The sequence below is a fragment of the Bradyrhizobium paxllaeri genome (assembly GCF_001693515.2).
Classification (GTDB): Bacteria; Pseudomonadota; Alphaproteobacteria; order Rhizobiales; family Xanthobacteraceae; genus Bradyrhizobium; species Bradyrhizobium paxllaeri.
This window is the reverse complement of record NZ_CP042968.1, coordinates 4,815,701-4,840,682: the sequence shown is the minus strand read 5'-3', so window position 1 is coordinate 4,840,682 and position 24,982 is coordinate 4,815,701. Positions and strand designations below refer to the sequence as shown.

24 protein-coding genes are annotated in these 24,982 nt (G+C 64.2%); 17 read left to right on the top strand and 7 right to left on the bottom strand.

The window, feature by feature from the left end; translation table 11 throughout:
• The 3 genes from smpB to LMTR21_RS23145 all read left to right on the top strand — a co-directional run bounded on the left by smpB (position 1) and on the right by LMTR21_RS23145 (position 2,395).
• Positions 1-474, top strand: coding sequence for an SsrA-binding protein SmpB (gene smpB / locus LMTR21_RS23155; RefSeq protein ID WP_065755556.1), 474 nt, complete (start codon positions 1-3; stop codon positions 472-474).
• Positions 475-575: 101 nt separating this feature from the next.
• A complete protein-coding gene (locus tag LMTR21_RS23150) occupies positions 576-1,151 on the top strand; it encodes a peroxiredoxin (RefSeq protein WP_065755557.1) in 576 nt (191 codons plus the stop codon).
• Positions 1,152-1,234: 83 nt separating this feature from the next.
• Positions 1,235-2,395 (top strand): IS110 family RNA-guided transposase, encoded by a 1,161-nt coding sequence (locus tag LMTR21_RS23145; RefSeq protein ID WP_148635926.1) that lies wholly within the window; start codon positions 1,235-1,237, stop codon positions 2,393-2,395.
• A 366-nt stretch (positions 2,396-2,761) separates the two neighbouring features.
• On the opposite strand, the gene LMTR21_RS23140 is transcribed toward LMTR21_RS23145, so the two are convergent.
• Together LMTR21_RS23140 and LMTR21_RS23135 are read right to left on the bottom strand one after the other, a co-directional pair.
• Positions 2,762-3,415, bottom strand: a complete 654-nt coding sequence (locus tag LMTR21_RS23140; protein WP_065754761.1) for a uracil-DNA glycosylase — start codon at positions 3,413-3,415, stop codon at positions 2,762-2,764.
• Between the two features lie 159 nt (positions 3,416-3,574).
• A complete protein-coding gene (locus tag LMTR21_RS23135; protein ID WP_057839027.1) occupies positions 3,575-4,204 on the bottom strand; it encodes a LabA-like NYN domain-containing protein in 630 nt (209 codons plus the stop codon).
• Between the two features lie 375 nt (positions 4,205-4,579).
• Here LMTR21_RS23135 and rpoZ point away from each other — a divergent pair, with 375 nt between their 5' ends.
• The 11 genes from rpoZ to LMTR21_RS23080 all read left to right on the top strand — a co-directional run bounded on the left by rpoZ (position 4,580) and on the right by LMTR21_RS23080 (position 16,495).
• Positions 4,580-4,972, top strand: coding sequence for a DNA-directed RNA polymerase subunit omega (gene rpoZ, locus LMTR21_RS23130; protein ID WP_024512695.1), 393 nt, complete (start codon positions 4,580-4,582; stop codon positions 4,970-4,972).
• Between the two features lie 283 nt (positions 4,973-5,255).
• Entirely contained in the window at positions 5,256-7,547 is a 2,292-nt protein-coding gene (locus LMTR21_RS23125) for a RelA/SpoT family protein (RefSeq protein ID WP_065754762.1), read from the top strand.
• Between the two features lie 124 nt (positions 7,548-7,671).
• Complete coding sequence (locus tag LMTR21_RS23120; protein ID WP_065754763.1) at positions 7,672-8,436, top strand: pyridoxine 5'-phosphate synthase; 765 nt, start codon at positions 7,672-7,674, stop codon at positions 8,434-8,436.
• Positions 8,433-8,852 carry a holo-ACP synthase gene (gene acpS / locus LMTR21_RS23115; protein WP_065754764.1) on the top strand — a complete coding sequence of 140 codons (420 nt, stop codon included), beginning with the start codon at positions 8,433-8,435 and terminating at the stop codon, positions 8,850-8,852. Before LMTR21_RS23120 ends, acpS begins: the two co-directional genes overlap by 4 nt.
• Before the next feature lie 276 nt (positions 8,853-9,128).
• The gene (gene lepB, locus LMTR21_RS23110) at positions 9,129-9,887 is read left to right on the top strand and encodes a signal peptidase I (protein ID WP_065754765.1); all 759 of its coding nucleotides are present in this window, start codon (positions 9,129-9,131) and stop codon (positions 9,885-9,887) included.
• Positions 9,884-10,702 carry a ribonuclease III gene (gene rnc / locus LMTR21_RS23105; RefSeq protein WP_065754766.1) on the top strand — a complete coding sequence of 273 codons (819 nt, stop codon included), beginning with the start codon at positions 9,884-9,886 and terminating at the stop codon, positions 10,700-10,702. The genes lepB and rnc overlap by 4 nt, the downstream gene beginning before the upstream one ends.
• Positions 10,692-11,618: a GTPase Era gene (gene era, locus LMTR21_RS23100; RefSeq protein WP_065754767.1), complete on the top strand. Its 927-nt coding sequence runs from the start codon at positions 10,692-10,694 to the stop codon at positions 11,616-11,618. Before rnc ends, era begins: the two co-directional genes overlap by 11 nt.
• A gap of 37 nt (positions 11,619-11,655) precedes the next feature.
• The gene (locus LMTR21_RS23095) at positions 11,656-12,036 is read left to right on the top strand and encodes a hypothetical protein (RefSeq protein ID WP_065754768.1); all 381 of its coding nucleotides are present in this window, start codon (positions 11,656-11,658) and stop codon (positions 12,034-12,036) included.
• A gap of 121 nt (positions 12,037-12,157) precedes the next feature.
• Positions 12,158-12,910, top strand: coding sequence for a DNA repair protein RecO (recO, locus tag LMTR21_RS23090; protein WP_065754769.1), 753 nt, complete (start codon positions 12,158-12,160; stop codon positions 12,908-12,910).
• A gap of 183 nt (positions 12,911-13,093) precedes the next feature.
• A complete protein-coding gene (gene parC, locus LMTR21_RS23085; RefSeq protein ID WP_065754770.1) occupies positions 13,094-15,349 on the top strand; it encodes a DNA topoisomerase IV subunit A in 2,256 nt (751 codons plus the stop codon).
• Positions 15,350-15,547: 198 nt separating this feature from the next.
• Entirely contained in the window at positions 15,548-16,495 is a 948-nt protein-coding gene (locus LMTR21_RS23080; RefSeq protein ID WP_141688456.1) for a cation diffusion facilitator family transporter, read from the top strand.
• Between the two features lie 110 nt (positions 16,496-16,605).
• Here the strand turns inward: LMTR21_RS23080 and chrA are convergent, their stop codons facing one another.
• Together chrA and LMTR21_RS23070 are read right to left on the bottom strand one after the other, a co-directional pair.
• Positions 16,606-17,994, bottom strand: coding sequence for a chromate efflux transporter (chrA, locus tag LMTR21_RS23075; protein WP_141688461.1), 1,389 nt, complete (start codon positions 17,992-17,994; stop codon positions 16,606-16,608).
• Positions 17,995-18,005: 11 nt separating this feature from the next.
• Entirely contained in the window at positions 18,006-18,824 is an 819-nt protein-coding gene (locus LMTR21_RS23070; protein WP_065754772.1) for a chromate resistance protein ChrB domain-containing protein, read from the bottom strand.
• A 477-nt stretch (positions 18,825-19,301) separates the two neighbouring features.
• Between LMTR21_RS23070 and LMTR21_RS23065 the strand changes: the two genes are divergently transcribed.
• Both LMTR21_RS23065 and LMTR21_RS23060 read left to right on the top strand, forming a co-directional pair.
• Entirely contained in the window at positions 19,302-19,874 is a 573-nt protein-coding gene (locus tag LMTR21_RS23065) for a hypothetical protein (RefSeq protein ID WP_141688457.1), read from the top strand.
• 10 nt (positions 19,875-19,884) lie between these two features.
• Positions 19,885-21,114: an MFS transporter gene (locus LMTR21_RS23060; protein WP_065754773.1), complete on the top strand. Its 1,230-nt coding sequence runs from the start codon at positions 19,885-19,887 to the stop codon at positions 21,112-21,114.
• Between the two features lie 89 nt (positions 21,115-21,203).
• Here LMTR21_RS23060 and LMTR21_RS23055 read toward each other — a convergent pair whose 3' ends face one another.
• Entirely contained in the window at positions 21,204-21,452 is a 249-nt protein-coding gene (locus LMTR21_RS23055) for a hypothetical protein (protein WP_065754774.1), read from the bottom strand.
• 287 nt (positions 21,453-21,739) lie between these two features.
• On the opposite strand from LMTR21_RS23055, the gene LMTR21_RS23050 reads away from it, so the two are divergent.
• Positions 21,740-22,612, top strand: coding sequence for a DMT family transporter (locus LMTR21_RS23050; RefSeq protein WP_065754775.1), 873 nt, complete (start codon positions 21,740-21,742; stop codon positions 22,610-22,612).
• Between the two features lie 29 nt (positions 22,613-22,641).
• On the opposite strand, the gene LMTR21_RS23045 is transcribed toward LMTR21_RS23050, so the two are convergent.
• Complete coding sequence (locus LMTR21_RS23045) at positions 22,642-23,796, bottom strand: MFS transporter (RefSeq protein ID WP_246174032.1); 1,155 nt, start codon at positions 23,794-23,796, stop codon at positions 22,642-22,644.
• A complete protein-coding gene (locus LMTR21_RS23040) occupies positions 23,793-24,962 on the bottom strand; it encodes an MFS transporter (protein ID WP_187399407.1) in 1,170 nt (389 codons plus the stop codon). Before LMTR21_RS23040 ends, LMTR21_RS23045 begins: the two co-directional genes overlap by 4 nt.
• Between the last annotated feature and the right edge of the window lie 20 nt (positions 24,963-24,982).

The window sequence follows — 24,982 nt, the reverse complement described above, 5'->3', positions numbered from 1 at the left end:
GTGGCGGACAAGAACGAGCGCCCGATCAAGGTCGTCGCCGAAAACCGCAAGGCCCGGTTCAATTACGCGATCGACGACACCATCGAGGCCGGCATAGCGTTGACCGGCACAGAGGTGAAATCGATCCGCAACGGCAAGACCACCATCGCGGAATCCTATGCGGATTCCAAGAACGGCGAGATCTGGCTGATCAACGCCAATATTCCGGAATATCTGCAGGCCAATCGCTTCAACCATGAGCCGAAGCGGCCACGCAAGCTGCTGCTGCACCGGAAGCAGATCAACAAGTTGATGGGTGCGGTCGATCGCGAAGGCATGACGCTGATCCCGCTAAAGCTCTATTTCAACGAACGCGGCCGCGCCAAGCTGCTGCTCGCGATCGCCAAGGGCAAGAAGCTGCACGACAAGCGCGAGACCGCAAAGAAACGCGACTGGGGCCGGGAAAAAGGCCGCCTGATGCGGGCGAGGGGATAGAGAGCGAATAGGGAATAGCGAGTAGCGAATAGGAAAGGCTCTGCGGAGCCCGGCTTCCATTCGCTACTCGCCATTCGCTATTCGCCCCGGAGGAAGACAGCATGGCTCAACCCAACCTGCTTGAAGTCGACTGGAGCAAGATTCCGGCGCCGGAGAATGACGGCGCGGCGGCGCATCTCGTCGGCATGACGATCCCTGAGGTCTCGCTGCTCGCCACCGACGATAGTTCGGTGACGCTGTCGGCGCTTACCGGCCGCACGGTGGTGTTCGCCTATCCCCGCACCGGCGAGCCCGGCAAGATCAGTCTGGTCGACGATTGGGACATGATCCCCGGCGCACGTGGCTGCACGCCGCAGACCTGCTCGTTCCGCGATCTGTTCGGCGAGCTGAAAGCCGGCGGCGCCAGACATGTGTTCGGCCTGTCGACGCAGGACAACGTCTACCAGACCGAGATGGCGTCACGGCTGCATCTGCCGTTCCCGGTGCTGTCCGACGAGAAGCTGAAGCTGACCCGTGCGCTGAACTTGCCGACCATGGAGGTGGCGGGGCTGACGCTGATCAAGCGGCTGGCGCTGATCGTGGATGACGGTCGCATCACCCACGTCTTCTATCCGGTGTTCCCGCCGGACCGGAATGCCGCCGACGTGCTGGCATGGCTGAAGGAAAATCCGCGGTAGGTATTTGTAGATTCCATGAGGCGGTGAGCGTGGCCTTTCCGATAAGGTTTGGGTTTCCACACTCGAACCCCTCGGAGAGTCAGATGCAAGCATCCACCGTAGCCACGCCCACCGCCGGCCATATTGGCACAATTTTCGTTGCAATCGAACTGAGCCAGCGGAGCTGGCGGGTCGCGCTGCACAGCCCGGACAAGGACAAGATATCGCACCACAAGCTGGAGGGTGGCGATCATGCCGAGCTGTTGGCGTTGGTGGGTCGGGTTCGGGAGCGGGCGGCTCGAGCGTTGGGAGGCGTTCCGGCGGTGGCGAGCTGCTACGAGGCGGGCTACGATGGGTTCTGGCTGCACCGGCTGCTGCTGGCGGCCGGCATCACGAACTACGTGTTTGATCCCGCCAGCATTGCGGTGGACCAGCGGGCGCGGCGGGTGAAGACCGACCGGATCGATGGCGAGCGGATGCTGCGCACGCTGATGGCGTATCTGCGCGGCGAGCCGCGGGTGGTGCGGATCGTCCGGGTGCCTGCAGCCGAACAGGAGGACGCCCGCCGCGGCAGCCGCGAACGCGACCGGCTGATCAAGGAGCAAACCGCTCACACCAACCGGATCAAGGCACTGCTGCGGCTGCGGGGCATGGCGGTCGGGAACCCGCGGCGGCGCGACTGGCTGAGCTGGCTGGCAACGCAGCGGGATTGGCAAGGCCAGGCGGTCCCGCCGCGGATGCTGAGCGAGATCCGACACGAGCACGCGCGGCTGATGCTGGTGCGCGATCGGCTCGATGCGCTCGCGCAGGAGGCGGCCGCAGCGGAGCCAATGCCTGCGGAAGCCGAGATGACCCGGCGCAGCGAACTGCTGCGCCGGCTCAAATGTCTCGGCCCGGCGTTCGCGACGACGCTGACCAGCGAGGTGTTCTACAAGGACTTCCGCAATCGCCGCGAGGTCGGGAGTTATTTCGGGCTGACGCCCAGTCCGTGGCGGAGCGGCGGCATCGACCGCGACCAGGGCATCAGCAAGGCGGGCAACCCGCGCGCCCGCTGTGCCGCGATCGAACTGGCCTGGCTGTGGCTGCGGCATCAGCCGGACAGCAAGCTGACCTTGGAGTACCGCAAACGCACGCTCGATGCCGGCAAGCGCATCAAGCGCGTCGCCATCGTCGCCCTGGCGCGCAAGCTGATGGTGGCGCTCTGGCGCTACCTCACGACCGGTCTCGTGCCGGAAGGCGCGGTGCTCAAGGCCGTAAAGATCTAAACACTTTCAACGAACGCGTCAGCGTCGCGGCATCTGCCGCGGTCAGCGCGGGATGGATGGTGACCGTGCCACCCTTGGGCCAGCAAACAGGCTGTTTCGTAGATGGGTCTCATCCTCGTGGCTTCCTCGCCGCATGCATGCGGAATGTGGGTACGGACAACGGTCCGACCGGATATGAGGTGATGCAGTGAGCAACTGCATAAATCGCCGGAAGCCAGTCCCTGAGCGCACCGACCGCGGCGGCACGCTGCGCTACGCATGGCTCCGCGCGCCGCCGCTCCACCGAACGTAAAAATCACATCCAAGCCCCGGTCCGGACGCTTGACTCAAAAGGCCTCATATGAGGGTGGGCACGCTGCGGCCACCCTACGAATCCAGATCCTTCCGCACTTTCGCAAACACGTTACGAAACATCTCCGGCGTCAGCACCCTCGTATTCGTGTTGTAGCGCGAGCAGTGGTAGCTGTCGTAGAGCTTGATCTTGCCGGCCTTGTGCACGGCGCCGTGCGAAAACGGTGCGGCTGCACTGCGAAGGGTGAGCGCCTTGAGCGTAGAGTCATGCGCAATCCTGCCAAGCAGGACGACTGCGCGCAGCTTGGGCATGGTCGCGATTGTCGTCGCGAGAAATTGCCGGCAGGTGTTGATCTCGGCCGGCAGCGGCTTGTTCTGCGGTGGCACGCAGCGCACCGCGTTGCTGATCCGGCAGTCGACCAGCTTGAGGCCGTCGTCCGGCCGCGCCTGATAGACGCCCTTGGCAAAGCCGTATTCGAGCAAGGTGGCATATAGGAGATCGCCGGCGTAGTCGCCGGTGAACGGACGCCCGGTCCGGTTGGCGCCCTGTAGGCCCGGCGCCAGCCCGACAATCAACAGTTGCGCATTTGCTTCGCCGAAAGAAGCGACCGGCGAGTTGTGCCAATCGGGCTCGCGGGCGCGCGCCTGGCTGCGAAATTCGGCGAGCCTCGGACAGAGCGGGCAGTTGCGATCGGGTTCGGCGGCAGCAGGGGCAGGGAGGCTAGCCATGTGTCCAAAGCGTTTTCTGTCCAAAGCGTCTTCGAGCGAAAGCCAGCCACGGATCTGTCCGGGATGGAAACCGGTTCGCGTCAGATGCGCGCGGCAAACAAAAAGCCCCGGTTCTGTTTTCAATCAGAACCGAGGCTCTAGCAGCGTATTGGCCTGTTCTCAATCGTCGAAATCGTCATCCCCGGCCCGTGTCGCAACCGTGGTCGCGCGCTGCAGGAATTGCGGGGAGTGGTGGCGCGGCTCGCGCGGGGCAGGACGCTCGGAGGGATCGCGGCCGAGCTTTGATTGCAACTCGACGAGGTCGGTGAAAACGTCGGCTTGGCGGCGCAGTTCGTCGGCGATCATCGGCGGCTGGCTCGAAATGGTCGACACTACCGTGACGCGAACGCCCCGACGTTGCACCGCTTCCACCAGCGAGCGGAAATCGCCATCGCCCGAAAACAGAACGATCTGGTCGACATGCTCGGCGAGTTCCATGGCATCGACGGCGAGTTCGATATCCATGTTGCCCTTCACCTTGCGCCGGCCGGATGCGTCGATGAATTCCTTCGTTGCCTTGGTGACGACGGTGTAGCCGTTGTAGTCGAGCCAGTCGATCAGCGGACGGATCGAGGAGTATTCCTGATCTTCGATGATCGCCGTGTAGTAGAACGCACGCAACAGCGTCCCTCGGCTCTGAAATTCCTTGAGAAGGCGCTTGTAGTCGATGTCGAAGCCGAGCGTCTTGGCGGTTGCATAGAGGTTTGCGCCATCGATGAAGAGCGCAATCTTGTTGGAGGTCGGTGACATCAAATGGTTCTCACGTTGTTGTTAGCTCTTCTAGCGCAGCGGCCGTCGAGCGCGCGCACTTTCTAGTTCTGTTGCCTAAAGTTCGGTGAATCGTGCCCCACGACAGTCACCACTGCAATTATGGTGAGGCGAGGGCGAAAAACCTATACTTTTGACAGTGCAATGAAGAGATTTACTTGTCCCGTGCGGCAACCTTGCCGCGTCTACGGCAACCTCGCCGCGTCCTGGACGCTCCGGCCATTCTGGCCCCGAAGCTGGGGTATCAGAGCCCATTAGGAAGGCAAATCACAAATTTAGTCTTGCGAAACGGCCCTTGGCCCTATAACTAGCCCCCAATACCGACATATTTGGCCCCAGATAACGGAGCGACAGTCTATGGCGCGCGTCACCGTGGAAGATTGCATTGATAAGGTCGACAACCGGTTCGACCTGGTGTTGCTGGCGGCACATCGCGCCCGTATGATCTCATCCGGATCGCAACTAACGGTTGATCGGGACAACGACAAGAACCCGGTCGTTTCGTTGCGGGAAATTGCCGATTCCACGATCTCTCCGGAAGACCTGCGCGAGGAACTGGTTCATTCCCTGCAGAAATTCGTGGAGGTCGACGAGCCAGAGCCCGATACCGTGCCTTTGATCGGCTCGGCCGGCGCCAGCGTCGATGCCGACGACACCGAGGTTGCGGTTGAGCGCATGACCGAGGAAGAGCTCCTCAAGGGCCTGGAAGGCCTGGCGCCGCCGGAAGAGCAGCCCGAAGAGGACGAGTAATCCGGAACATTTCGGCCGTCCCGAACTCCCCGATCTGCCAAAGGCCCGGACATCTGTCCGGGCCTTTGCTTTTGTTGACATTTTTGCGGTTACAATGCGTCCTTGGCGGGCGCGGCTGACGTAGGCCAGCCGGCTGGTCACCGGGGTGGGCGTTGGATGGGCCGCTGGCCCCAAGCGAAATTGAACCGTTTCGCGGTCCCGGCGGCGTGCATCGTCGTCCAAAAACGCATTAGATACGTAAGGCGGGACCCGTCCGGGTCTGGTGGAAGAAGGCAGTGATGTAATGGCGTATTGGCGCCGCAGTTCAAGGCAGATGCAGGCCGCAACCGGCGGGGTCGCGGTCGCCCCGACATCGCCGGTGGCGGAGAAGCCGAAATCGCCGCGCTCGCGGATGATGCGCCAATACGACCTGGTCGAGCGCGTCCGCTCGTACAACCCTGATACCAACGAAGACCTGCTCAACCGCGCCTATGTCTACGCCATGAAGGCGCACGGCACGCAGACGCGCGCCTCCGGCGATCCCTATTTCTCGCATCCGCTCGAGGTCGCGGCGATCCTGACCAACCTCAAGCTCGACGATGCCACCATCGTTGCGGCGCTGCTGCACGACACCATCGAGGATACCGAGGCGACGCGGGCCGAGATCGACAACATCTTCGGCCATGAGATCGGCGCGCTGGTCGAAGGGCTCACCAAGCTGAAACGGTTGGAGCTGGTCTCGCGCGAAGCCAAGCAGGCCGAGAACCTGCGCAAGCTGTTGTTGGCGATCGCCGACGACGTCCGCGTGCTCCTGATCAAGCTTGCAGACCGCCTGCACAACATGCGCACGCTGGAATTCGTGCCGCACGCCTCGCGCCGCCGCATCGCCGAGGAGACACTCGACATCTATGCGCCGCTCGCCGGCCGCATGGGTATGCATGAGATGCGCGAGGAGCTGGAAGATCTGTCCTTCCACGTGCTCGATCCCGAAGCCTATGCGGTGGTGAAGCAGCGGCTCGACGCGCTGGCCGACCGCAACCGCAATCTGATCGGCGAGATCGAAAGTCAGCTTTCCAAGAACCTGCAGAAGAACGGGATCATCGCGCGCGTCTATGGCCGCCGCAAGCAACCGTTCTCGATCTGGACCAAGATGGAGCGCAAGTCGGTCGGCTTCGAGCAATTGTCCGATATCTACGGCTTCCGCATCATCCTGAGCGAAGTCGAAGACTGCTACGCCGCGCTCGGCGTGGTGCACACCACCTGGCCGGTGGTGCCGGGCCGCTTCAAGGACTACATCTCGACGCCGAAGCAGAACGACTACCGCTCGCTCCACACCACGGTGATCGGTCCCGGCAACCAGCGCGTCGAACTGCAGATCCGCACCGAGGAGATGAACCAGATCGCGGAATTCGGCATCGCCGCGCATGCCTTCTACAAAGAGGGCGCAGGCTCGCCGACCGAGCGGCTCAAGCACGAATCCAACGCCTTTGCCTGGCTCCGTCACACCGTCGGCATCCTCTCCGAAAGCGCCAATCCGGAAGAGTTTCTGGAGCACACCAAGCTGGAGCTGTTCCACGACCAGGTGTTCTGCTTCACCCCGAAGGGCAAGCTGATCGCGCTGCCGCGGCAGGCCAACGTGATCGACTTCGCCTATGCCGTGCATACTGACGTCGGCAACTCGGCGGTCGGCTGCAAGATCAACGGCAAGTTCGCGCCGCTGTCGTCGGAACTGCAGAACGGCGACGAGGTCGAGGTTTTGACCTCGAAAGCGCAGTCGGCGCCGCCGTCGGCCTGGGAATCGCTTGCGATCACCGGCAAGGCGCGCGCGGCGATTCGGCGCGCGACCCGCACTGCGGTGCGCGACCAATATGCCGGCCTCGGCCGCCGCATCGTCGATCGCCTGTTCGCCCGCGCCAAGATTGAATATGCCGACGACAAGCTGACGGGCGCATTGCCGCGGCTGGCCCGCACCTCGATCGAGGACGTGATGGCCTCCGTCGGGCGCGGCGAGCTGAAGGCTTCCGACGTCGCCCGCGCCATGTATCCGGACTACAAGGAAGAACGGCTGGTAAAGTACGGGGCCAAGAAGAGCCTCGCCGTCAAATTGAAGCTGAAGTCGGAGTCGCACCCGGCGCGCTCTACCTCCGTGATCCCGGTGCGTGGCATCAATTCGGACCTGCCGGTGAAGTTCGCGCCGAACGGCGGCGCCGTGCCCGGCGACCGCATCGTCGGCATCGTCACGCCGGGCGAGGGGATAACGATCTATCCGATCCAGTCGCCGGCCCTGAAGGATTTCGAGGAAGAGCCGGAGCGCTGGCTCGACGTGCGCTGGGATATCGACGAGACCATGCCGCAGCGTTTTCCGGCGCGGATACTCGTGCACAACGTCAACGAGCCTGGCAGCCTCGCCCAGGTCGCCACCGTGATCGCCGAGCATGACGGCAATATCGACAATATCAGCATGTCGCGCCGCTCGCCCGATTTCACCGAGCTGACCATCGATCTTGAGGTCTATGACCTCAAGCATCTCAGTGCAATTATCGCACAATTGCGCGCCAAGGCCGTCGTCGCCAAGGTTGAGCGGGTCAACGGGTAGGCTGTATCGTCATTGCCGGGCTTGACCCGGCAATCCATCCTTCTCAATTAGATGGATGCGCGGGGCACGCCCGCGCATGACACGTGCTATCCTTTCTGCCTGCAAGTCAGTCTGTGAGACCGTTATGCCCGTTCCTCCGCTCCGCCTCGGCGTCAATGTCGACCACGTCGCAACCCTTCGCAACGCGCGGGGCGGCGAGCGGCCGGATCCGGTGCGGGCGGCACTCGCCGCGATCGAGGCCGGCGCCGACGGCATCACCGCGCATCTGCGCGAGGACCGCCGGCATATCCGCGACAGCGACATGGCGCGCCTGAAGGCCCAGATATCGAAGCCGCTGAATTTCGAGATGGCGGCGACCGAGGACATGCTGCGGATTTCGCTGGCCACCAAGCCGCACGCGGTGTGCCTGGTGCCGGAGCGTCGCGAAGAATTGACCACCGAGGGCGGGCTCGACGTGGTCGGCCAGCACAATGCGCTGGCGCCGTTTATCGCCCGGCTGAATGACGCCGGCATAAGGGTGTCGCTGTTCATCGCCGCCGACCCGCGGCAGATCGAGATGGCCGCAAAACTGCGCGCGCCGGTCATCGAGATCCATACCGGCGGCTGGTGCGACGCCGTGGTCGACGGCCATTCTGCCAAGGCCGAGGCGGAATGGCAGCGAATCGTCCAGGGAGCTGCTTTGGGCCGCGCCGCAGGGCTGGAGGTTCATGCCGGCCACGGGCTCGACTACCAGACCGCCGAGACGATTGCCGCGCTGCCCGAGATCGCCGAACTCAACATCGGCTATTTCATGATGGGGGAGGCGCTGTTCGTCGGCCTTGGCGAGACCGTGCGGCAGATGCGCGCGGCGATGGACCGCGGCCGCCAGAAGATTACGGGCCGGCCATGATCATCGGCATCGGTTCCGACCTGGTCGACATCACCCGGGTTGCCAAGGTGATCGAGCGTCACGGCGACCGCTTCCTCGACCGCATCTTCACCGACGCCGAGCGCGCCAAAGCGGCGCGCCGGGCCAACAACGAAAAGATGGTGGTCGCGACCTACGCCAAGCGATTCGCGGCCAAGGAGGCCTGCTCCAAGGCACTCGGCACCGGAATCCGCCGCGGCGTCTGGTGGCGGGACATGGGGGTGGTGAACCTGCCCGGGGGCCGCCCGACCATGAAACTCACCGGCGGCGCGCTGGCCCGGCTGGAAGCGCTGACGCCGGAGGGGTTCGAGGCGCGGATCGATCTGTCGATCACCGATGACTGGCCGCTGGCGCAGGCCTTCGTCATAATTTCGGCGGTCACGCCCGCCAAATCATGAGCCGCGCAGGCGTTTGCGCCGGGGAAGCGGAGCAAAACTAAAAATCATTGTTTTTCAATGGATTATGAAGTTTTGAGGCGGCACTTGATTGCGCCCCCACGAACAACCGTCTAAAACGCGCAGCAACTAGTTCGAGCCAGGGCCGATTCAGGTTAGCGCCGGAATTGGCCCTCAACATCAGTATTGAGACCATTTTCCTGACGCGAACCAGGCGATTCGCGTGCGGAAAACGTTCTGCCACCGTGCGGGCCAACGCTCGCGGGAATTGGGAAAGCGATGAGCGTGACCTCCAGCACAAAATCTGAAAGCGGCTTGGGCGAAACCATCCGCGTCGTCATCCATGCTCTCCTGATCGCGCTGGTGATCCGCACCTTCCTGTTCCAGCCGTTCAACATCCCTTCGGGATCGATGAAGGCGACGCTGCTGGTCGGCGATTACCTGTTCGTCTCGAAATATTCCTACGGCTACAGCCACTACTCCATTCCATTGTCGCCGCCTCTGTTCTCGGGGCGTATTTTCGGCTCCGAGCCGAACCGGGGCGACATCGTGGTGTTCCGCCTGCCGAAGGACGATTCCACCGACTACATCAAGCGGGTGATCGGCCTGCCGGGTGACCGTATCCAGATGCGGGAAGGCCTGCTTTACATCAACGACAAGCCGGTTAAGCGCGAGCGGCTTTCCGATTTCATCGGGGAGGACCCCTGCGGCTCCGACGCCACCGCGCGCGTCAAGCGCTGGAGGGAAACGCTGCCGAACGGCGTCAGCTATGAATCGCTCGACTGCGTCGACAACGGTTTCTACGACAATACCAGCGTCTACACCGTGCCCCCCGGCCACTTCTTCATGATGGGCGACAACCGTGACAACTCGACCGACAGCCGCGTGCTGTCCGCCGTCGGCTATGTGCCGTTCGAGAACATCGTCGGCCGGGCGCAGATGATCTTCTTCTCCATTGCCGAGGGCGAACATGCCTGGATGTTCTGGCGCTGGCCGACCGCCGTGCGCTGGAATCGCCTATTCACAATCGTGCGATGAACGACGACACCGCGACCATTCCCGACGCACCGGCCTCAGGCGAGGCGAGTCAGCCGGCGGATGCGCCGAGCGCCGCTGCGCCGAAGAAGAAGCGCGGCAAGGCCGGGGCCAAGGCTGCGGCCACTGCAATCGAGGGCCGCATCGGCTACAAGTTCTCGGATCCGGCGCTGCTGACGACGGCTTTCACGCACGTCTCCGCGCTGAAGCCCGCGACCCGCCATCGTGCTGACAGCTATCAGCGGCTGGAATTCCTCGGCGATCACGTGCTCGGGCTGATCATCTCCGACATGCTGTATCGCGCCTATCCGCGGGCCGACGAGGGCGAATTGTCGAAACGCCTCGCCGATCTCGTGCGCAAGGAAAGCTGCGCCGACGTTGCCAAGTCGCTCGGGCTGCTCGACGACATCAAGCTCGGTGCGGTAGGCGCTGGCGCAGGCGCGCGCCTGCGCAAATCCGTGCTCGGCGACATCTGCGAGGCGGTGATCGGGGCGATCTATCTCGACGGCGGCTATGCGGCGGCGTCGCAATTCGTCGAGCGCAATTGGCTGGAACGGATGCGCAAGCCGCGCCGGCCGCTGCGCGATCCCAAGACCGTGCTGCAGGAATGGGCCCAGAGCAAGGGTTTGCCGACGCCGGTCTACCGCGAGATCGAGCGCACCGGGCCGCATCACGACCCGCAATTCCGCGTCGCCGTCGATCTGCCGGGCCTGGCGCCGGCCGAAGGCGTCGGCGGCTCCAAGCGCGCGGCCGAGAAGGTCGCGGCCTCCGTGATGATCGAGCGCGAAGGCGTGGGCGGCGGCAGCAATGACAGTTGAACCCGCACCCGGCGCGCCCGGCGAGACCCGCTGCGGCTTCGTCGCGCTGATCGGCGCCCCCAATGTCGGCAAGTCGACGCTTGTCAACGCGCTGGTCGGCTCCAAGGTCACGATCGTCTCGCGCAAAGTGCAGACCACGCGCGCGCTGATCCGCGGCATTGTGATCGAGGACAATGCGCAGATCATTCTGGTCGATACGCCCGGCATCTTCTCGCCGAAGCGCAGGCTCGACCGCGCCATGGTCTCCACCGCGTGGAGCGGGGCGCATGACGCCGATCTCGTCTGCGTGCTGCTCGACGCCAAGGCCGGATTGGACGAGGAGGCCGACGCGATCCTGAACAAGCTGGTGACGGTTGCGCACCCGAAAATCCTGGTCCTGAACAAGATCGACCTGATCCCGCGCGAGAAGCTTTTGGCGTTGGCGCAGGCCGCCAACGAGCGCATGAAGTTCGAACACACGTTCATGATCTCGGCGCTGTCGGGCGACGGCGTCGACGACCTGCGCAAGACGCTGGCGAATGGCGTGCCGGCGGGACCGTTTCACTATCCCGAGGACCAGATGTCGGATGCGCCGCTGCGGCATCTGGCAGCCGAAATCACCCGGGAAAAGATCTATCGCCAGCTCCATCAGGAGCTGCCGTATCAATCGACTGTTGAGACCGACACCTGGACCGAGCGCAAGGACAAGTCGGTTCGCATCGAGCAGACGATTTTTGTCGAGCGCGAGAGCCAGCGCAAGATCGTGCTCGGCAAGGGCGGCGCCACCATCAAGTCGATCGGAGCGGATTCGCGCAAGGAGATCGCGGAGATTCTGGGCGTGCCCGTGCATTTGTTCCTGTTCGTCAAGGTGCGTGAAAACTGGGGCGACGACCCTGATCGCTACCGGGAAATGGGACTGGAATTCCCCAAGGAATGAGTAGTCAGCGCTCAGGCAATAACGAAGAACCAGCCCGATGAACGTACCTCGCAACGTCGTTTGGTTTGAAGTCCTGCTGTATCTATCGCTGACGCTGGATGCCATCTCGGTCGCGTTCCAGGACCGCACGCCGACGGCGAAGATGACGGAGCAGATGATCAACACCGGAACGCTGATGGCGGCCGGCCTGATCCTGCTGCTGGTCTATTTCGTCCGGCTCGCCGCCGAGCACCGCAAGAACTGGCCGCGCTGGGTGCTGACGGCGGCGCTGGTGCTGTCGGTGATCTCGCTGGTGCAGATCATCGGCGAGAAGGGTATTCAGTTCGACAGCGGCATCGAGGTGATCTCCTGCGCGCTGACCGCGATGGGGTTGTATTTTTCCTTCACCGGCGACGCGGTGGGCTGGTTCAACGCGTGACGTCTACGCCATCATTCCGGGGCGCGAAGCGAACCCGGAATCTCGAGATTCCGGGTTCGATGCTGCGCATCGCCCCGGAATGACGGCAGCGCATAACTACGAAATCCTGTAAACTCTGCTCATGGAATGGACCGACGAAGGCATCGTGCTGGGCGTGCGGCGGCATGGCGAATCCTCCGCCATCGTCGAGCTGTTGACGCGCGAGCACGGCCGCCACCTCGGCCTGGTGCGTGGCGGCGCCGGATCGCGGATGCGGCCGTTGCTGCAGCCTGGCAACAGTGTCACCGCGGTGTGGCGGGCGCGGCTCGACGAGCACCTCGGCACCTACGCCATCGAAGGCACGCGGCTGCGCGCGGCAACGCTGCTCGCATCCTCGCATGCGGTCTACGGTGTCACCCATCTCGCGTCGCTGGCGCGGCTGTTGCCGGAGCGGGACCCGCATGAGGACATCTACGAGATGCTCGACCGCACGCTGGACGATTTTGACGATGCCGGCGGCGCGGCGGCGCACCTGATCCGGTTCGAGCTCGCGATGCTGGCCGAACTCGGCTTCGGCCTCGACCTGGAAAACTGCGCGGCCACCGGCGAGACGACGGACCTGATCTACGTCTCGCCGAAGTCCGGCTGCGCGGTCTCGCGCACAGCTGGCGAGCCCTATCGCGATCGGCTATTGCGGCTGCCGAACTTCCTGCGCGAAGGCGAGGGCGGCCCCAATAGCTGGTCGGACCAGGACCTGCAGGACGGGTTCCGGCTGACCGGACTGTTCCTGCTCCGCCACGTGCTGGAGCCGCGCGGGCAGGGCCATTCCGACGCCAGGGCTGGATTTATCAACGCGGTCACGCGGCAGCTGGCGCGAATCAGTTCCTCGGCCTGACCGGCCCCTAGCCGGTCGTCCCTGCGAACGCAGGGACCCATACGCCGCGGCGGTCGTTTGGCGCTGCGGTGCCAGCCTTTTTCGCCGCAAACACCTGTGGTTATGGGCCCCTGCGTTCACAGGGGCGACGGCTGCCCCGATTCACTTCTTGCTCGATTCAGCCGAAAAGTTTAACGCCTCCCCATGGGAAAACGACAGCTGCCGCCGGAAGAACCGGCCGAAATCCACGAGGTGATGCTGCGCGATGCGCTGGAAGAGCGCTATCTCGCCTATGCGCTCTCGACCATCATGCACCGCGCCCTGCCGGACGCCCGCGACGGGTTGAAGCCGGTGCACCGGCGCATCCTCTACGGCATGCGCCTGCTGCGGCTTGACCCCGGTACGGCGTTCAAGAAGTCGGCGAAAATCGTCGGCGACGTGATGGGCTCGTTCCATCCGCATGGCGACCAGGCGATCTACGACGCCATGGTACGTCTCGCGCAGGATTTCTCCTCGCGCTACCCGCTGGTCGACGGCCAGGGCAACTTTGGCAATATCGACGGCGATAACCCGGCCGCCTACCGCTACACCGAAGCGCGCATGACCGAGGTTGCGCGGCTCCTGCTGGAGGGCATCGACGAGGACGGCGTCGAGTTCCGCCCGAATTACGACGGGCAGAGCAAGGAACCGGTGGTCTTGCCCGGCGGCTTCCCGAACCTGCTCGCCAACGGCGCACAGGGCATCGCGGTCGGCATGGCCACCTCGATCCCGCCGCACAATGCCGCCGAACTCTGCGACGCCGCGCTGCATCTGATCGACAAGCCCGACGCCAAGTCGAAGTCACTGTTGAAGTGGGTCAAGGGCCCGGACTTCCCGACCGGCGGCATCATCGTCGATTCCAAGGAGGCCATCACCGAGGCCTATACCACCGGACGCGGCTCGTTCCGCACCCGCGCCAAATGGACCCAGGAAGAGGGCGCCCGCGGCACCTGGGTCGTGGTCATTACTGAAATTCCATGGCTGGTGCAGAAGTCGCGGCTGGTCGAGAAGATCGCCGAACTGCTCAACGAGAAGAAGCTGCCGCTGGTCGGCGACGTCCGTGACGAATCCGCCGAGGACGTTCGTCTGATCATCGAGCCGAAATCCCGCGCGGTCGATCCGGCGCTGATGATGGAATCGCTGTTCCGGCTCACCGAGCTCGAGAGCAAGATTTCGCTGAACCTCAACGTGCTGATCAAGGGCAAGATCCCCAAGGTGGTGGGGCTTGCCGAGTGCTTGCGCGAATGGCTCGACCATCTGCGCGACGTGCTGGTGCGCCGCTCCAACTACCGCAAGACCCAGATCGAGAACCGACTGGAAATTCTTGGCGGTTACCTGATCGCGTACTTGAACATCGACAAGGTGATCAAGATCATCCGCACCGAGGATGAGCCGAAGCCGGCGCTGATCAAGGCGTTCAAGCTCACCGAAGTCCAAGCCGATGCCATCCTCAACATGCGCCTGCGCTCCTTGCGCAAGCTCGAGGAATTCGAGATCCGCACCGAGGACAAGAACCTTCGCAACGAATTGAAGGGCATCAAGTCGCTGCTCGGCTCGGAAGCCGAGCAATGGTCCAAGGTCGGTGAGCAGGTCCGGAAAGTACGCGACATCTTCGGGCCGAAGACGCCGCTCGGCAAGCGCCGCACGCAATTCGCCGACGCGCCCGAGCATGACCTCGCCGCGATCGAGGAAGCTTTTGTCGAGCGCGAGCCGTGCACGGTGGTGATCTCCGAGAAGGGCTGGGTTCGGACGCTGAAGGGCCATGTCGAGGATATCTCGGGCCTTGCCTTCAAGACCGACGACAAGCTCGACCACGCCTTCTTCGCCGAGACCACCTCAAAGTTGCTGCTGTTCGCCACCAACGGCAAGTTCTACTCGCTCGACGTCGCAAAACTGCCGGGCGGCCGCGGCCATGGCGAGCCGATCCGCATGTTCATCGACCTGGAGCAGGACGCGGCGATCGTGTCGCTGTTCGTCAACAAGGGCGAGCGCAAGTTCCTGATCGCGAGCAGCGAAGGTCAGGGCTTTGTGGTCAAGGAAGAGGACTGCGTCAGCAATACCCGCAAGGGCAAGCAGGTGCTCAACGTCACCATGCCGAACGAGGCCTGCGCGATCGCGACCGTGCAAGGCGACACGGTTGCGGCGATCGGCACCAACCACAAGATGGTGCTGTTCCCGCTTGATCAGGTGCCGGAGATGGCGCGCGGCCGCGGCGTGCGGCTGCAGAAATACTCCAGCGCGAAACTCTCCGACGTCGCCGTGTTCGAATTCAAGGCTGGCTTGACCTGGAAAGATTCCGCCGGCCGTGAGCAGAGCATGAGCGCCAAGGAATTGTCCGACTGGCGCGGCACCCGCGCCGACGCCGGCCGTCTCGCCCACGGCCTACCGAAGTCGAACAAGTTCCTGCGCGGCGTGGAGTAGGACGTAGGTGGGCAAAGGCGCGCCAGCGCCGTGCCCACCATCTATGGGCATCCGCGTCGAGAATGGTGGGCACGCTTCCGCCTTCGCTCGTTGAGCTACGGCGGACATGTCGCTTTGCCCACCCTACGAGTTCGGCGCTGTAATAGTATTCGAAATTCCGCGCGCTATATAAGTCGCCGTCGAACCAGCCGAGGCGAAATGGCGCACGATCACGCTCATCACGATCATTCCCACGCCCATGATCATTCCCATGGTCACGCCGGCCATAGCCATGCGCCGGACAATTTCGGTGCGGCCTTCGCCATCGGCGCCACGCTCAACACCGCTTTCGTCATCGCCGAACTGATCTTCGGCTATGCTGCGAACTCGCTGGCGCTGATTTCCGACGCCGTTCACAACCTCTCCGACGTGATTGCGCTCCTGCTGGCGTGGGGCGCGGCGTGGCTTTCGCAGAGGAAGCCGACGCAGCGGCACACGTACGGCTATCGCCGCGCCTCGATCCTGGCGGCGCTGTTCAATGCCGGGCTATTGCTGGTCGCGGTCGGCGGCATCGTCGTCGAGGCGGTCAATCGGTTCTATAGCCCGGCGCCGGTCGCGGGGATGACCGTCATCCTGGTCGCAGCGCTCGGCGTCGTCATCAACGGTTTTACGGCGCTGCTGTTCATGCGCGGCCGTCATGGCGATCTCAACATTCGCGGCGCCTATCTCCACATGGTCGGGGACGCGGGCGTTTCGCTCGGCGTGGTGGTTGCCGCCGGCATCATCATGCTGACGGGATGGTTGTGGCTCGATCCCGCGATCAGCCTCGTCATTGCGGCCGTGGTGTTCTGGAGCGGCTGGGGGCTGGCGCGCGACAGCGTCAATCTTGCGCTGGACGGCGTGCCGCGCGGTATCGAACTTGTCGAGGTGCGGGACTATCTCGCCGGGCTCGAAGGCGTCTCCGAGGTGCATGACCTGCATATCTGGGCGATGAGCACCAACGAGACCGCGCTGACCGCGCATCTGGTGCGGCCGGGTGGCACCGATGATGCGTTCCTGCACCGCGTGTGCGAAGAGCTTTCGCACCGGTTCAACATTCATCATCCCACGCTGCAGATCGAGACCGCCGCCGAGGCCTGCCGGCTGGCACCGGCGGAGAGGGTGTAATGCCGTAGGGTGGGCAAAGCGCAGCGTGCCCACCATTCGCGATGAACACGCCGATAGATGGTGGGCACGTCGCTACGCGCCTTTGCCCACCCTACGAATCTTCGCTTTACTCACGCCATCCCCGCAAACCTGAGCGCCACACCAACCGCGCACGATCCCGCCAGCACCCAGAGCATCCCGATATTGAGCCGGAAGATCGCGGTCGCCGCGGCTGCCGCCAGCACGAAGGCCGCGATATCGAGGCTTCCCCACACCGGCATGTCGAACGATAGCCCGAACGAGCGAATCGGCGTGGTCTGCCGGAACAGCGTGTGCAACCCGAACCAGATCGAGAGGTTGAGGATCACGCCGACGACCGCGGCGGTGATCGCGGAGAGTGCGCCCGCCAGTCCCCTGTTGCCGCGCAAGGTCTCGATGTAGGGCGCGCCGAGGAATATCCAGAGGAAGCAGGGGACGAAGGTGACCCAGGTCGCCAGCAGTCCGCCGAGTGTCGCCGCGACCATTGGCGACAAAGTGCCGGGATCGCGATAGGCGGCCATGAAGCCCACGAACTGCAGCACCATGATCAGCGGCCCCGGTGTGGTTTCGGCCATGCCGAGGCCGTCGAGCATCTCGCTCGGCTGCAGCCAGTGATAATGCTCGACCGCCTGCTGGGCGACATAGGCCAGCACGGCATAGGCGCCGCCGAACGTCACCATCGCCATCTTGGAAAAGAACAGCGCGATCTGGCTGAACACGTTGGCCTGGCCGAGCCCGATCAGCAGCGCTGCGACGGGAATGACCCATAGCAACAGCCATACCGAACTCACCTTCAGCGCCCGCGCCACGCTCGGGCGGACATGCTCCGGCAGCTCTTCGCCGAGCAGGCTGTCAACCGCCGCAGTCTTCTTGCCGCCGCCATGTTCGATGGCGGCAAATTCCGGCCGTCCGCTGCGCGCGCCGAAATAGCCGATCACGCCGGCCGCGATGATGATGATCGGGAAGGGGACGTTGAAAAAGAAGATCGCCACAAAAGCGATCGCCGCGAGCGCGATCATCACCCGATTGCGCAACGCGCGCTTGCCGACGCGGACGACCGCCTGCACCACGATCGCAAGCACGGCGGCTTTCAGCCCGAAGAACACCGCCTCGACGAAGCCGACATTGCCATAGGCCGCGTACACGTAGCTCAGCCCCATGATGGCGATGATGCCGGGCAGGATGAACAGCCCGCCGGCCATGATGCCACCGGCCGTCCGATGCAGCAGCCAGCCGATATAGGTCGCGAGCTGCTGCGCCTCCGGACCCGGCAGCAGCATGCAGTAGTTCAGTGCATGCAGAAACCGGCTCTCGGAGATCCAGTTCTTCTCTTCCACCAGGATGCGGTGCATCACCGCGATCTGCCCGGCCGGGCCGCCGAAGCTAAGTACGGCGACCCGCAGCCAGACCCGAAAGGCTTCACTGATGCTGATGCCGTGATCGAGATGCCGGCTTGCGCCGGCGTCGATCGTCTTTTCCATCGTGGCATCCATCATGGCTTCGCCTTGTTGGTCGGCCAGTTGTGGGTCTCGCCGGTCGCATCGCGGCACCATCGGTAGAAGGCGTCGTACAGCGTCATGCCGGCCTCGAGCTGTTCGAGGTCGTCGTCGAACATCCGCGACAGGCCGAGGGAGGCTGCGAGCAGTCCGGGCGCTTCCAGCGACAGATCGAGCCGTCCGGTGTCGGCGCCGCGTACCATCGTCGCCAACCGCAGCAGGGGCGGCGTCGCCAGACCAAACTCTTCGATCATGACATCGAAGGTGCAGAGCTCGCCGCGGTGGCTCCAGAACACATTTTCCACGTCGAACGGCGCCGCTTTGAAGCGCTCGCCGACCGCGAGCACTTCCGCCGGCGTGACGAACAGGAATACCGCGTTCGGATCGACGAAGCGGCGGATCAGCCACGGGCAAGCGATGCGATCGATCTTCGGCCGGGCGCGGGTGACCCAGACGGTGCGGCCTTTCGCGTCGGGCGCGGGAAGCCTAGCGGCCGGCACCAGCGGCAGTTTTGCCGCCTTCCAGCCTTCAAAACCGCCATCGAGTGCCTCGGCCGCGACGTCGAGATGCCGCAGCCAGGCAGCGGTGCCTTGCGCCAGTTTCTGGCCGCGCAGGCAGACGACGATCGCCGGGCGGCCGGAAAACGCTTCGCCCCAATCAGCGGCTTCCTCGTGATTGCGCCTGACCGCGCCCGGAATGAGCCGTGGGTCGGCGGCGAAATCCTCGTCGGTGCGAACGTCGATCAAGGCCGGCATGTTTGCCGTGCCGATCAGTTTGGAAAGTTTGTCTGGAGATATCGTGGTGTAGGATGACATGGCTGCGCCCTCGTCAAATAAAACGGGACGCGATACTTGGGCATGTCGCCTCGTGGGGAGATCGCAACATCCCCATGCGCCGAATTAAGCGCGCGCTGGTTCGGCTGTCAATCTGTAGGGTGGGTAGAGCGCAGCGAACCCCATCGATTTGGCCCCAATGCACGAAAGGATGGGTATCGCGGAGTTTATCATCGGGCCGGCCGAAGGCCGGAGCCGTTGGCTCCACCATCCTGCGCGATCACACCTTGCGTCACACCGGTTTCGGTCGTAGCTTTGCCCCACCGGGGACAAAGCAGGCTCCCCGTCAGACGGCCCATCGTCCAAGCTCTGCGCACACCCGACGTGTCGGGAGAAGCGCACATGGATGGTTCAGGGCCGATATTTTTTTGTCCCATCAGGTCAATACTGCGCGCAGCGCTCGCGGCTGCCGCCCTGGCATGCGCTGGCCTCTCGGCGTCCACGGCAGGAGAAGCCGTCATGATTGCCATCGACCGCATGAGTATAGGTTCCCCGCCGGCCGGCTTCTCGTTTGCGCGGACCGGCGGCGGCGCGGAAGGCGAATGGAGCGTCGTCGCCGATCCGACGGCCAAGACAGGCCGCGCCATCGAGCAGCAGAGCGCGGACCGCACAGATTACCGCTTTCCGCTCGCCATCCACGAAAACTTTTCGGCGAAGGATCTCATCATGCAGGTCCGCTTCAAGCCCGTCGCAGGCAGGGTCGACCAGGCCGGCGGCATTGTCGTGCGGTTTGCGGATCCCGACAATTACTACGTCGCCCGCGCCAACGCGCTCGAGCACAATGTCCGCTTCTATCGTATCGTCGCCGGCCGGCGGCAGCAGCTCGGCACGTCAAACATTCGCGTCACTTCCAATGAATGGCACATCCTTGCCCTGCGGGCCGAAGGCGACCGGTTCACGGTTAGTTATGACGGAGTGGTGCTGTTCGAGGTCAAGGACGATACGTTCGGGGACGCTGGCGGCGTCGCGCTATGGACCAAGGCCGACAGCGTGACGCGGTTCGACCAGATAACGATCACCACCTTGCCATAAGGACGTCGGGATGACTGATATCGCGATTGAACCGAAGGCCTCGACCGGCTCCGCGCTGATCCGGCTGCTCTACATCGCGCGCGGCCTGCGCGGCTTCGGCGATGGTTTTGCCATCATCATTCTGCCGGCCTACATGACCGCGCTCGGCTATGACGCCGTGGCCGTCGGCATCGTCGCGACCGCGTCGCTGCTCGGCACCGCGCTGCTGACGCTGATCACGGGCTGGATCGCGCCGCGTCACGATCTGCGGCCGCTATTGATCGCGGGCGCCAGCCTGATGGCGGCGACCGGCATCGGCTTTCCGGCTGTCGAGCATTTTGTGCTGATCGCGCTGGTCGCGTTCATCGGCACCATCAATGCTTCTGGCGGTGATCTCGGCGTGTTGGTGCCGCTGGAGCATGCGGTGCTGGCGCACGGCGCCAGCGACGAGCGCCGCACGCAGGTGTTCGCGCGTTATAGCCTGATCGGCGCGCTCTGCACCGCGGCGGGCTCGCTTGCGGCTTCGCTGCCCGATTTCCTCGTCGCCGGCGGCGGCACGCAACTCGCCGCATTCCGCCTGATGTTCTATGCCTATGCCGCGCTCGGCATCGCCTGCGCGGCGCTCTATCGCTATGTGCCGCACCAGCGCGGCGAGGAGAAGGCGCCGCCGACGCCGCTCGGGCCGTCGCGCGGCACGGTCTACAAGCTCGCGGCGCTGTTCAGCATCGATGCCTTCGCCGGCGGCTTCGTCGCGCAATCCCTGCTGGTGCTCTGGCTGTTCGAGCGTTTCGACCTGTCACTGTCGGCGGCTGGATTGTTTTTCTTCTGGTCGGGCACGCTGAGCGCGTTCTCCTATCCGGTCGCGGCCTGGATCGCGAAACGCATCGGCCTCGTCAACACCATGGTGTTTACGCATATCCCCTCCAGCGTCTTCCTGATCCTGGCGGCGTTTGCGCCGAACCTCTACGTGGCGCTCGGCCTATTGCTGCTGCGCTCGGCGCTGTCGCAGATGGACGTGCCGACCCGCACCTCCTACGTCATGGCTGTGGTGACGCCGGCCGAGCGGCCCGCGGCCGCCAGCGTCACCGCCGTGCCGCGCAGCCTTGCATCGGCGATCAGCCCGGCAATCGCGGGCGCGCTGCTGATGACGTCGTTTACGGGTTTGCCTTTGGTGGTCTGCGGCACGCTCAAGATCGCTTACGATCTGGCGCTCCTGTTCTCGTTCCGACACATCAAGCCGCCGGAAGAGCAGGGGCGTTAGAAGCATTTTCAAGCGAAGCATGCCCTCGGACTTGATCCGGGGGGTGAACACCGGTTCGCGTCAGGAAAACGCGTCAAACAAGAGCCGCGCTATCGTTCGCCCTTCACGGCGTAGGGACCCGCCAGCCGTCGCTCGTCACGGCCATGCGACCATTGCGCCAGCTTCACTTCCGGTGAGTCGGTAGTGTTGGCCTCCTCGGCGTGGAAGGCGATTTTCTGGCTGGCCTGCACCTGGTACTTGGCGGCCTGCGCGAGCCAGTACCATTTCTTGTCCGGTTCGCTCAGCGCGCGCTGCCGGCACTCGGCTTCCAATTCACGTAGGCGGGTCGCTTCTTGCATTGTCGATTCCACAGCGCCTGGGAGCTTCATCCGAAACCACCGGTAACGAGTTCCGGCTATTGTCCTCATGACAAAAACTTCTTGACAGCGTGCTATGCCGGTTCGGTGCAATTGATTGAAATTTTGGAATGGATTGAGGCGTAATTTGCAGGTGTGGAGGTAGAGCCAGACGATACACGCGGAAGGTGTAGTTGGCCGATCGTTCTGCTGACACTTGCCGCCATTTGCTCTGGCGTCGTGCAAGGCGCATCTTGTCCACGCGGCCGAGCGCGAAGACGGGGGCAACATTGAGCGAATGGGTCGGCGTTGCCATCGCACTGGTCTCGAGTTGCCTCGGTGGCAGCGCGGCCGCGATCACGCGTTATCTCGCCGGCAATGCCGATCCGATCACGCTCTCCATCCTGCGCTGGGGTATCGGCTTTCTCTGCGTGCTGCCGGCGGCATTGCTGCTCAGGGCGAGATGGCCGCAGCGGGAAGACTGGCCCGCGGTCGCCGCGCTCGGCTTTGCGTTCTTCGGCGTGTTTTTCGTTTTCTATAACATCGCGATGACGTTCACGACCGCGGCGCGCGCCTCGCTCGCGCTGGCGACGTTGCCGCTGCAGACCATGGTGGTGGGGGCGCTGCTCGGCATTGAGCCGCTGACGAAGCGGAAAACGATCGGCGTGTGCGTCGCCGTGCTCGGTGTCGTCGCAGCACTCGCCTCCGGGCTTGCGGCGGCGCCGGCGGGGGCGTGGCGAGGCGAACTGATCATGACGGGCGCGGTGCTGTGCATGGCGTTCTACAATGTGTGGTCCCGCCCGTTCATCCGCCGCTCCAGCGCGCTCGGCTTTCTCACCGTGGGGATGGGCACCGGCGCTGCGGCGCTGATCCTGGTCGGCTTGTTCACCGGCAGCATCGCGGCCTTGAATGGATTCGGCACGCCTCAATGGATCGCGGGCATCTATCTCGGCGTCGCCGGCGGCGCGCTGGCGTTCATCCTGTGGGTACTGGCGCTGGAGCGGGCCTCGCCGACGCGCGTCGCCAATACCATGACCGTCAACCCGATCGCCGCGGGGCTGCTCGCCACCCAGCTTGTCGGCGAACCGATTACGCCAAATCTCGTCATCGGACTGATCGCGGTGTTTGCGGGGATATGGATCGCGACATCGGAAGCGGCCTGATAGTTTTGTACCGCCAGGATTAGCCTTCCTCAGGTCTCTGTCCGCGGTCCTTTCCGCAGCAGGAACAGCGCCAGCAGCGCTGCGATGCTGAGCGCGGAGGAGACGATCAGCACCCGCGCGCCCATGGCCTCGATCAATAGCCCGAACAGCAGCGGTGCTGCCGCCTGCGCCATCCGCGCCGGCGCCCCGATGATGCCGAGGCGATAGCCGTAATTCTCGGGGCCGAAGATTGCCAGCGGCAGCGTGCCGCGTGCAATCGTCAGGATGCCGTTGCCCGAGCCGTAAAAGACCGCGAACACGCTGGCCGCGCCGCCGCCCGCCAGCCCCAGGATAACAGCGCCGATGGGATTCGTGATGCAGGCGAGCTTGGTCGAGACCAGCGGATGGTAGCGGCTAAGAAAGCCCGCCTCGAAGATCCGTGCGGCCACCTGCGCGGGGCCGATCAACGCGCCGGCAAACACCGCCTGCGCGGTGGTCGCGCCGGCCGCTTCCATGATGCGCGGCAGATGCGCCGCCATCGCGCCGGTGACGGTCCAGGCCGCGGCAAATACGAACGCCAGCACGATCATGGTCCGGTCGATGGGAATATGCGGCTTGACGGCCGCCGCCACCGCGGCTTTCGCGCCCTTCACCGCCGGCAGCATCAGCAAATTGATCGGCAGGCCGATCAGGATATGGGCCGCCGCCCAGGCAAAGCAGGTGTTGCGCCAGCCGATGGTCTCCAGGCCCCACGCCGATAGCGGCCATCCGACCGTCGAGGCAAAGCCGGCCAGCAGCGTGATGCCGGTGATCGCGCGGCGGGCCGAATCGCCATAGATGCGTCCAAGCGCGGCAAAGGCGGCGTCGTACAGGCCTGCGGTCATGCCGATGCCGAGCAGGAGCCAGGCGACGATCATGAGCGGGATCGATGTGCTCATGCCGAGCAGCACGAGACCCGCCGCCAGCATCAGATTCGACATCGACAGCACAGGTCTGCCGCCAACGAGATCAATCTGACGTCCGATCCGTGGGGCGAGCAGGGCGGAGAGCACCAACGATGCCGAGAACGCGCCAAACACCCAGCTTGAGGAAACGCCGAGATCGCGCGCGATGGGATCGGCGAGGATCGCCGGCAGGTAATAGCTCGACGCCCAGGCCAGCGTCTGCGTCGTGCCGAGGGCCAAAATGATGGGAAGCTGGTTCACGATTGTCGCATCTCTTTCCTCGACCACATCAGCGCCAGCGGGCCGAGCAGGATGCCGGCGGCCAGCACCGAGAAGGCGGCCATCCATGCCGACGCGCTCTGCGGACCGCCGGTCGCATCCAGCGCGACACCCAGCGCCCACGCGCCAAGCGCGGACAGGCTGAAGCCGACGGTGGAATGCATCGCCATGGTCGCGCCACGATAGCTCGGGTCCGCCGCCATCGACATGCCCGAGGTCAACGCGCCTGAATCAGCAGGCACCGTGATGGCATAGATGAGGATCAGGGGCAGCAGCATCCACGGCGACTTGTCGGCGAAGAAGCCGATCAGGAGTGCCACGGCGGCGGAGGCGAGCATGACGGCCGTGATGGCGCGGTGACGGCCGAACCGGAGCGCGAATTCGTTACCGAGTATGCTCGCGGGCATGGCAAGAAGCGAGAACACAACGCTGACCACGATCGGTGTCAGGATCGGCGCGTCGGAATTTCTCGCGGCGACAAAGGTCCAGAACGCCACGATCCAGGTCCTGATGCCATACAGCTCGAAACAGTGCGCACCGTAGCCGAGCACAAAGCCCATGGCTTTCCGGTTCTGGAACACCGGACCAAAATCCAGAAGCCGCCCCGACGCCGGTTTTGGCTCGACCGGCCGCAACAGGAAGCAGACCGTGAGCATGATGAGCGGCCCGGTGGCGGTCACAAAGAACGCGCTACGCCAACCCCAGGCTTCGGCCACGAGCTGCGAAACCAGGAATGACATACCGACGCCGAACGAGAAACTCGACGTGTACAGCGTGATCGCGCGGGACGAATCGCCCGGTGCGAGCCGGTCCGTCAGCGCCTTGAGCCCGGGCATGTAGGCGCCGGCAAAGCCGATGCCGGCAATCGCGTTGAAGAGGACGCCCGACCACAGGCCGGTGGCGAAGGCGCCGAACAGCAGCGTGCCGAGCGCGCTGACCGCCGAGCCCGCGATCAGGATCTTGCGCGCATCGATGCGATCGGTGAGCGTCGCCAGCACCGGCACGGTCAGCATGTAGCCGGCAGCGCCCGAGCCCGCCAGCAGGCCGGCTTGCGCGCCGCTCAGATGCCATTCCGGGATCAGGAATGCGGCCAGAATCGAGGGCACGACGACGTGCGGAAGCAGGCTGCCGAGTTGCCCCACGCACATCGCGACAATGACGGATCGAC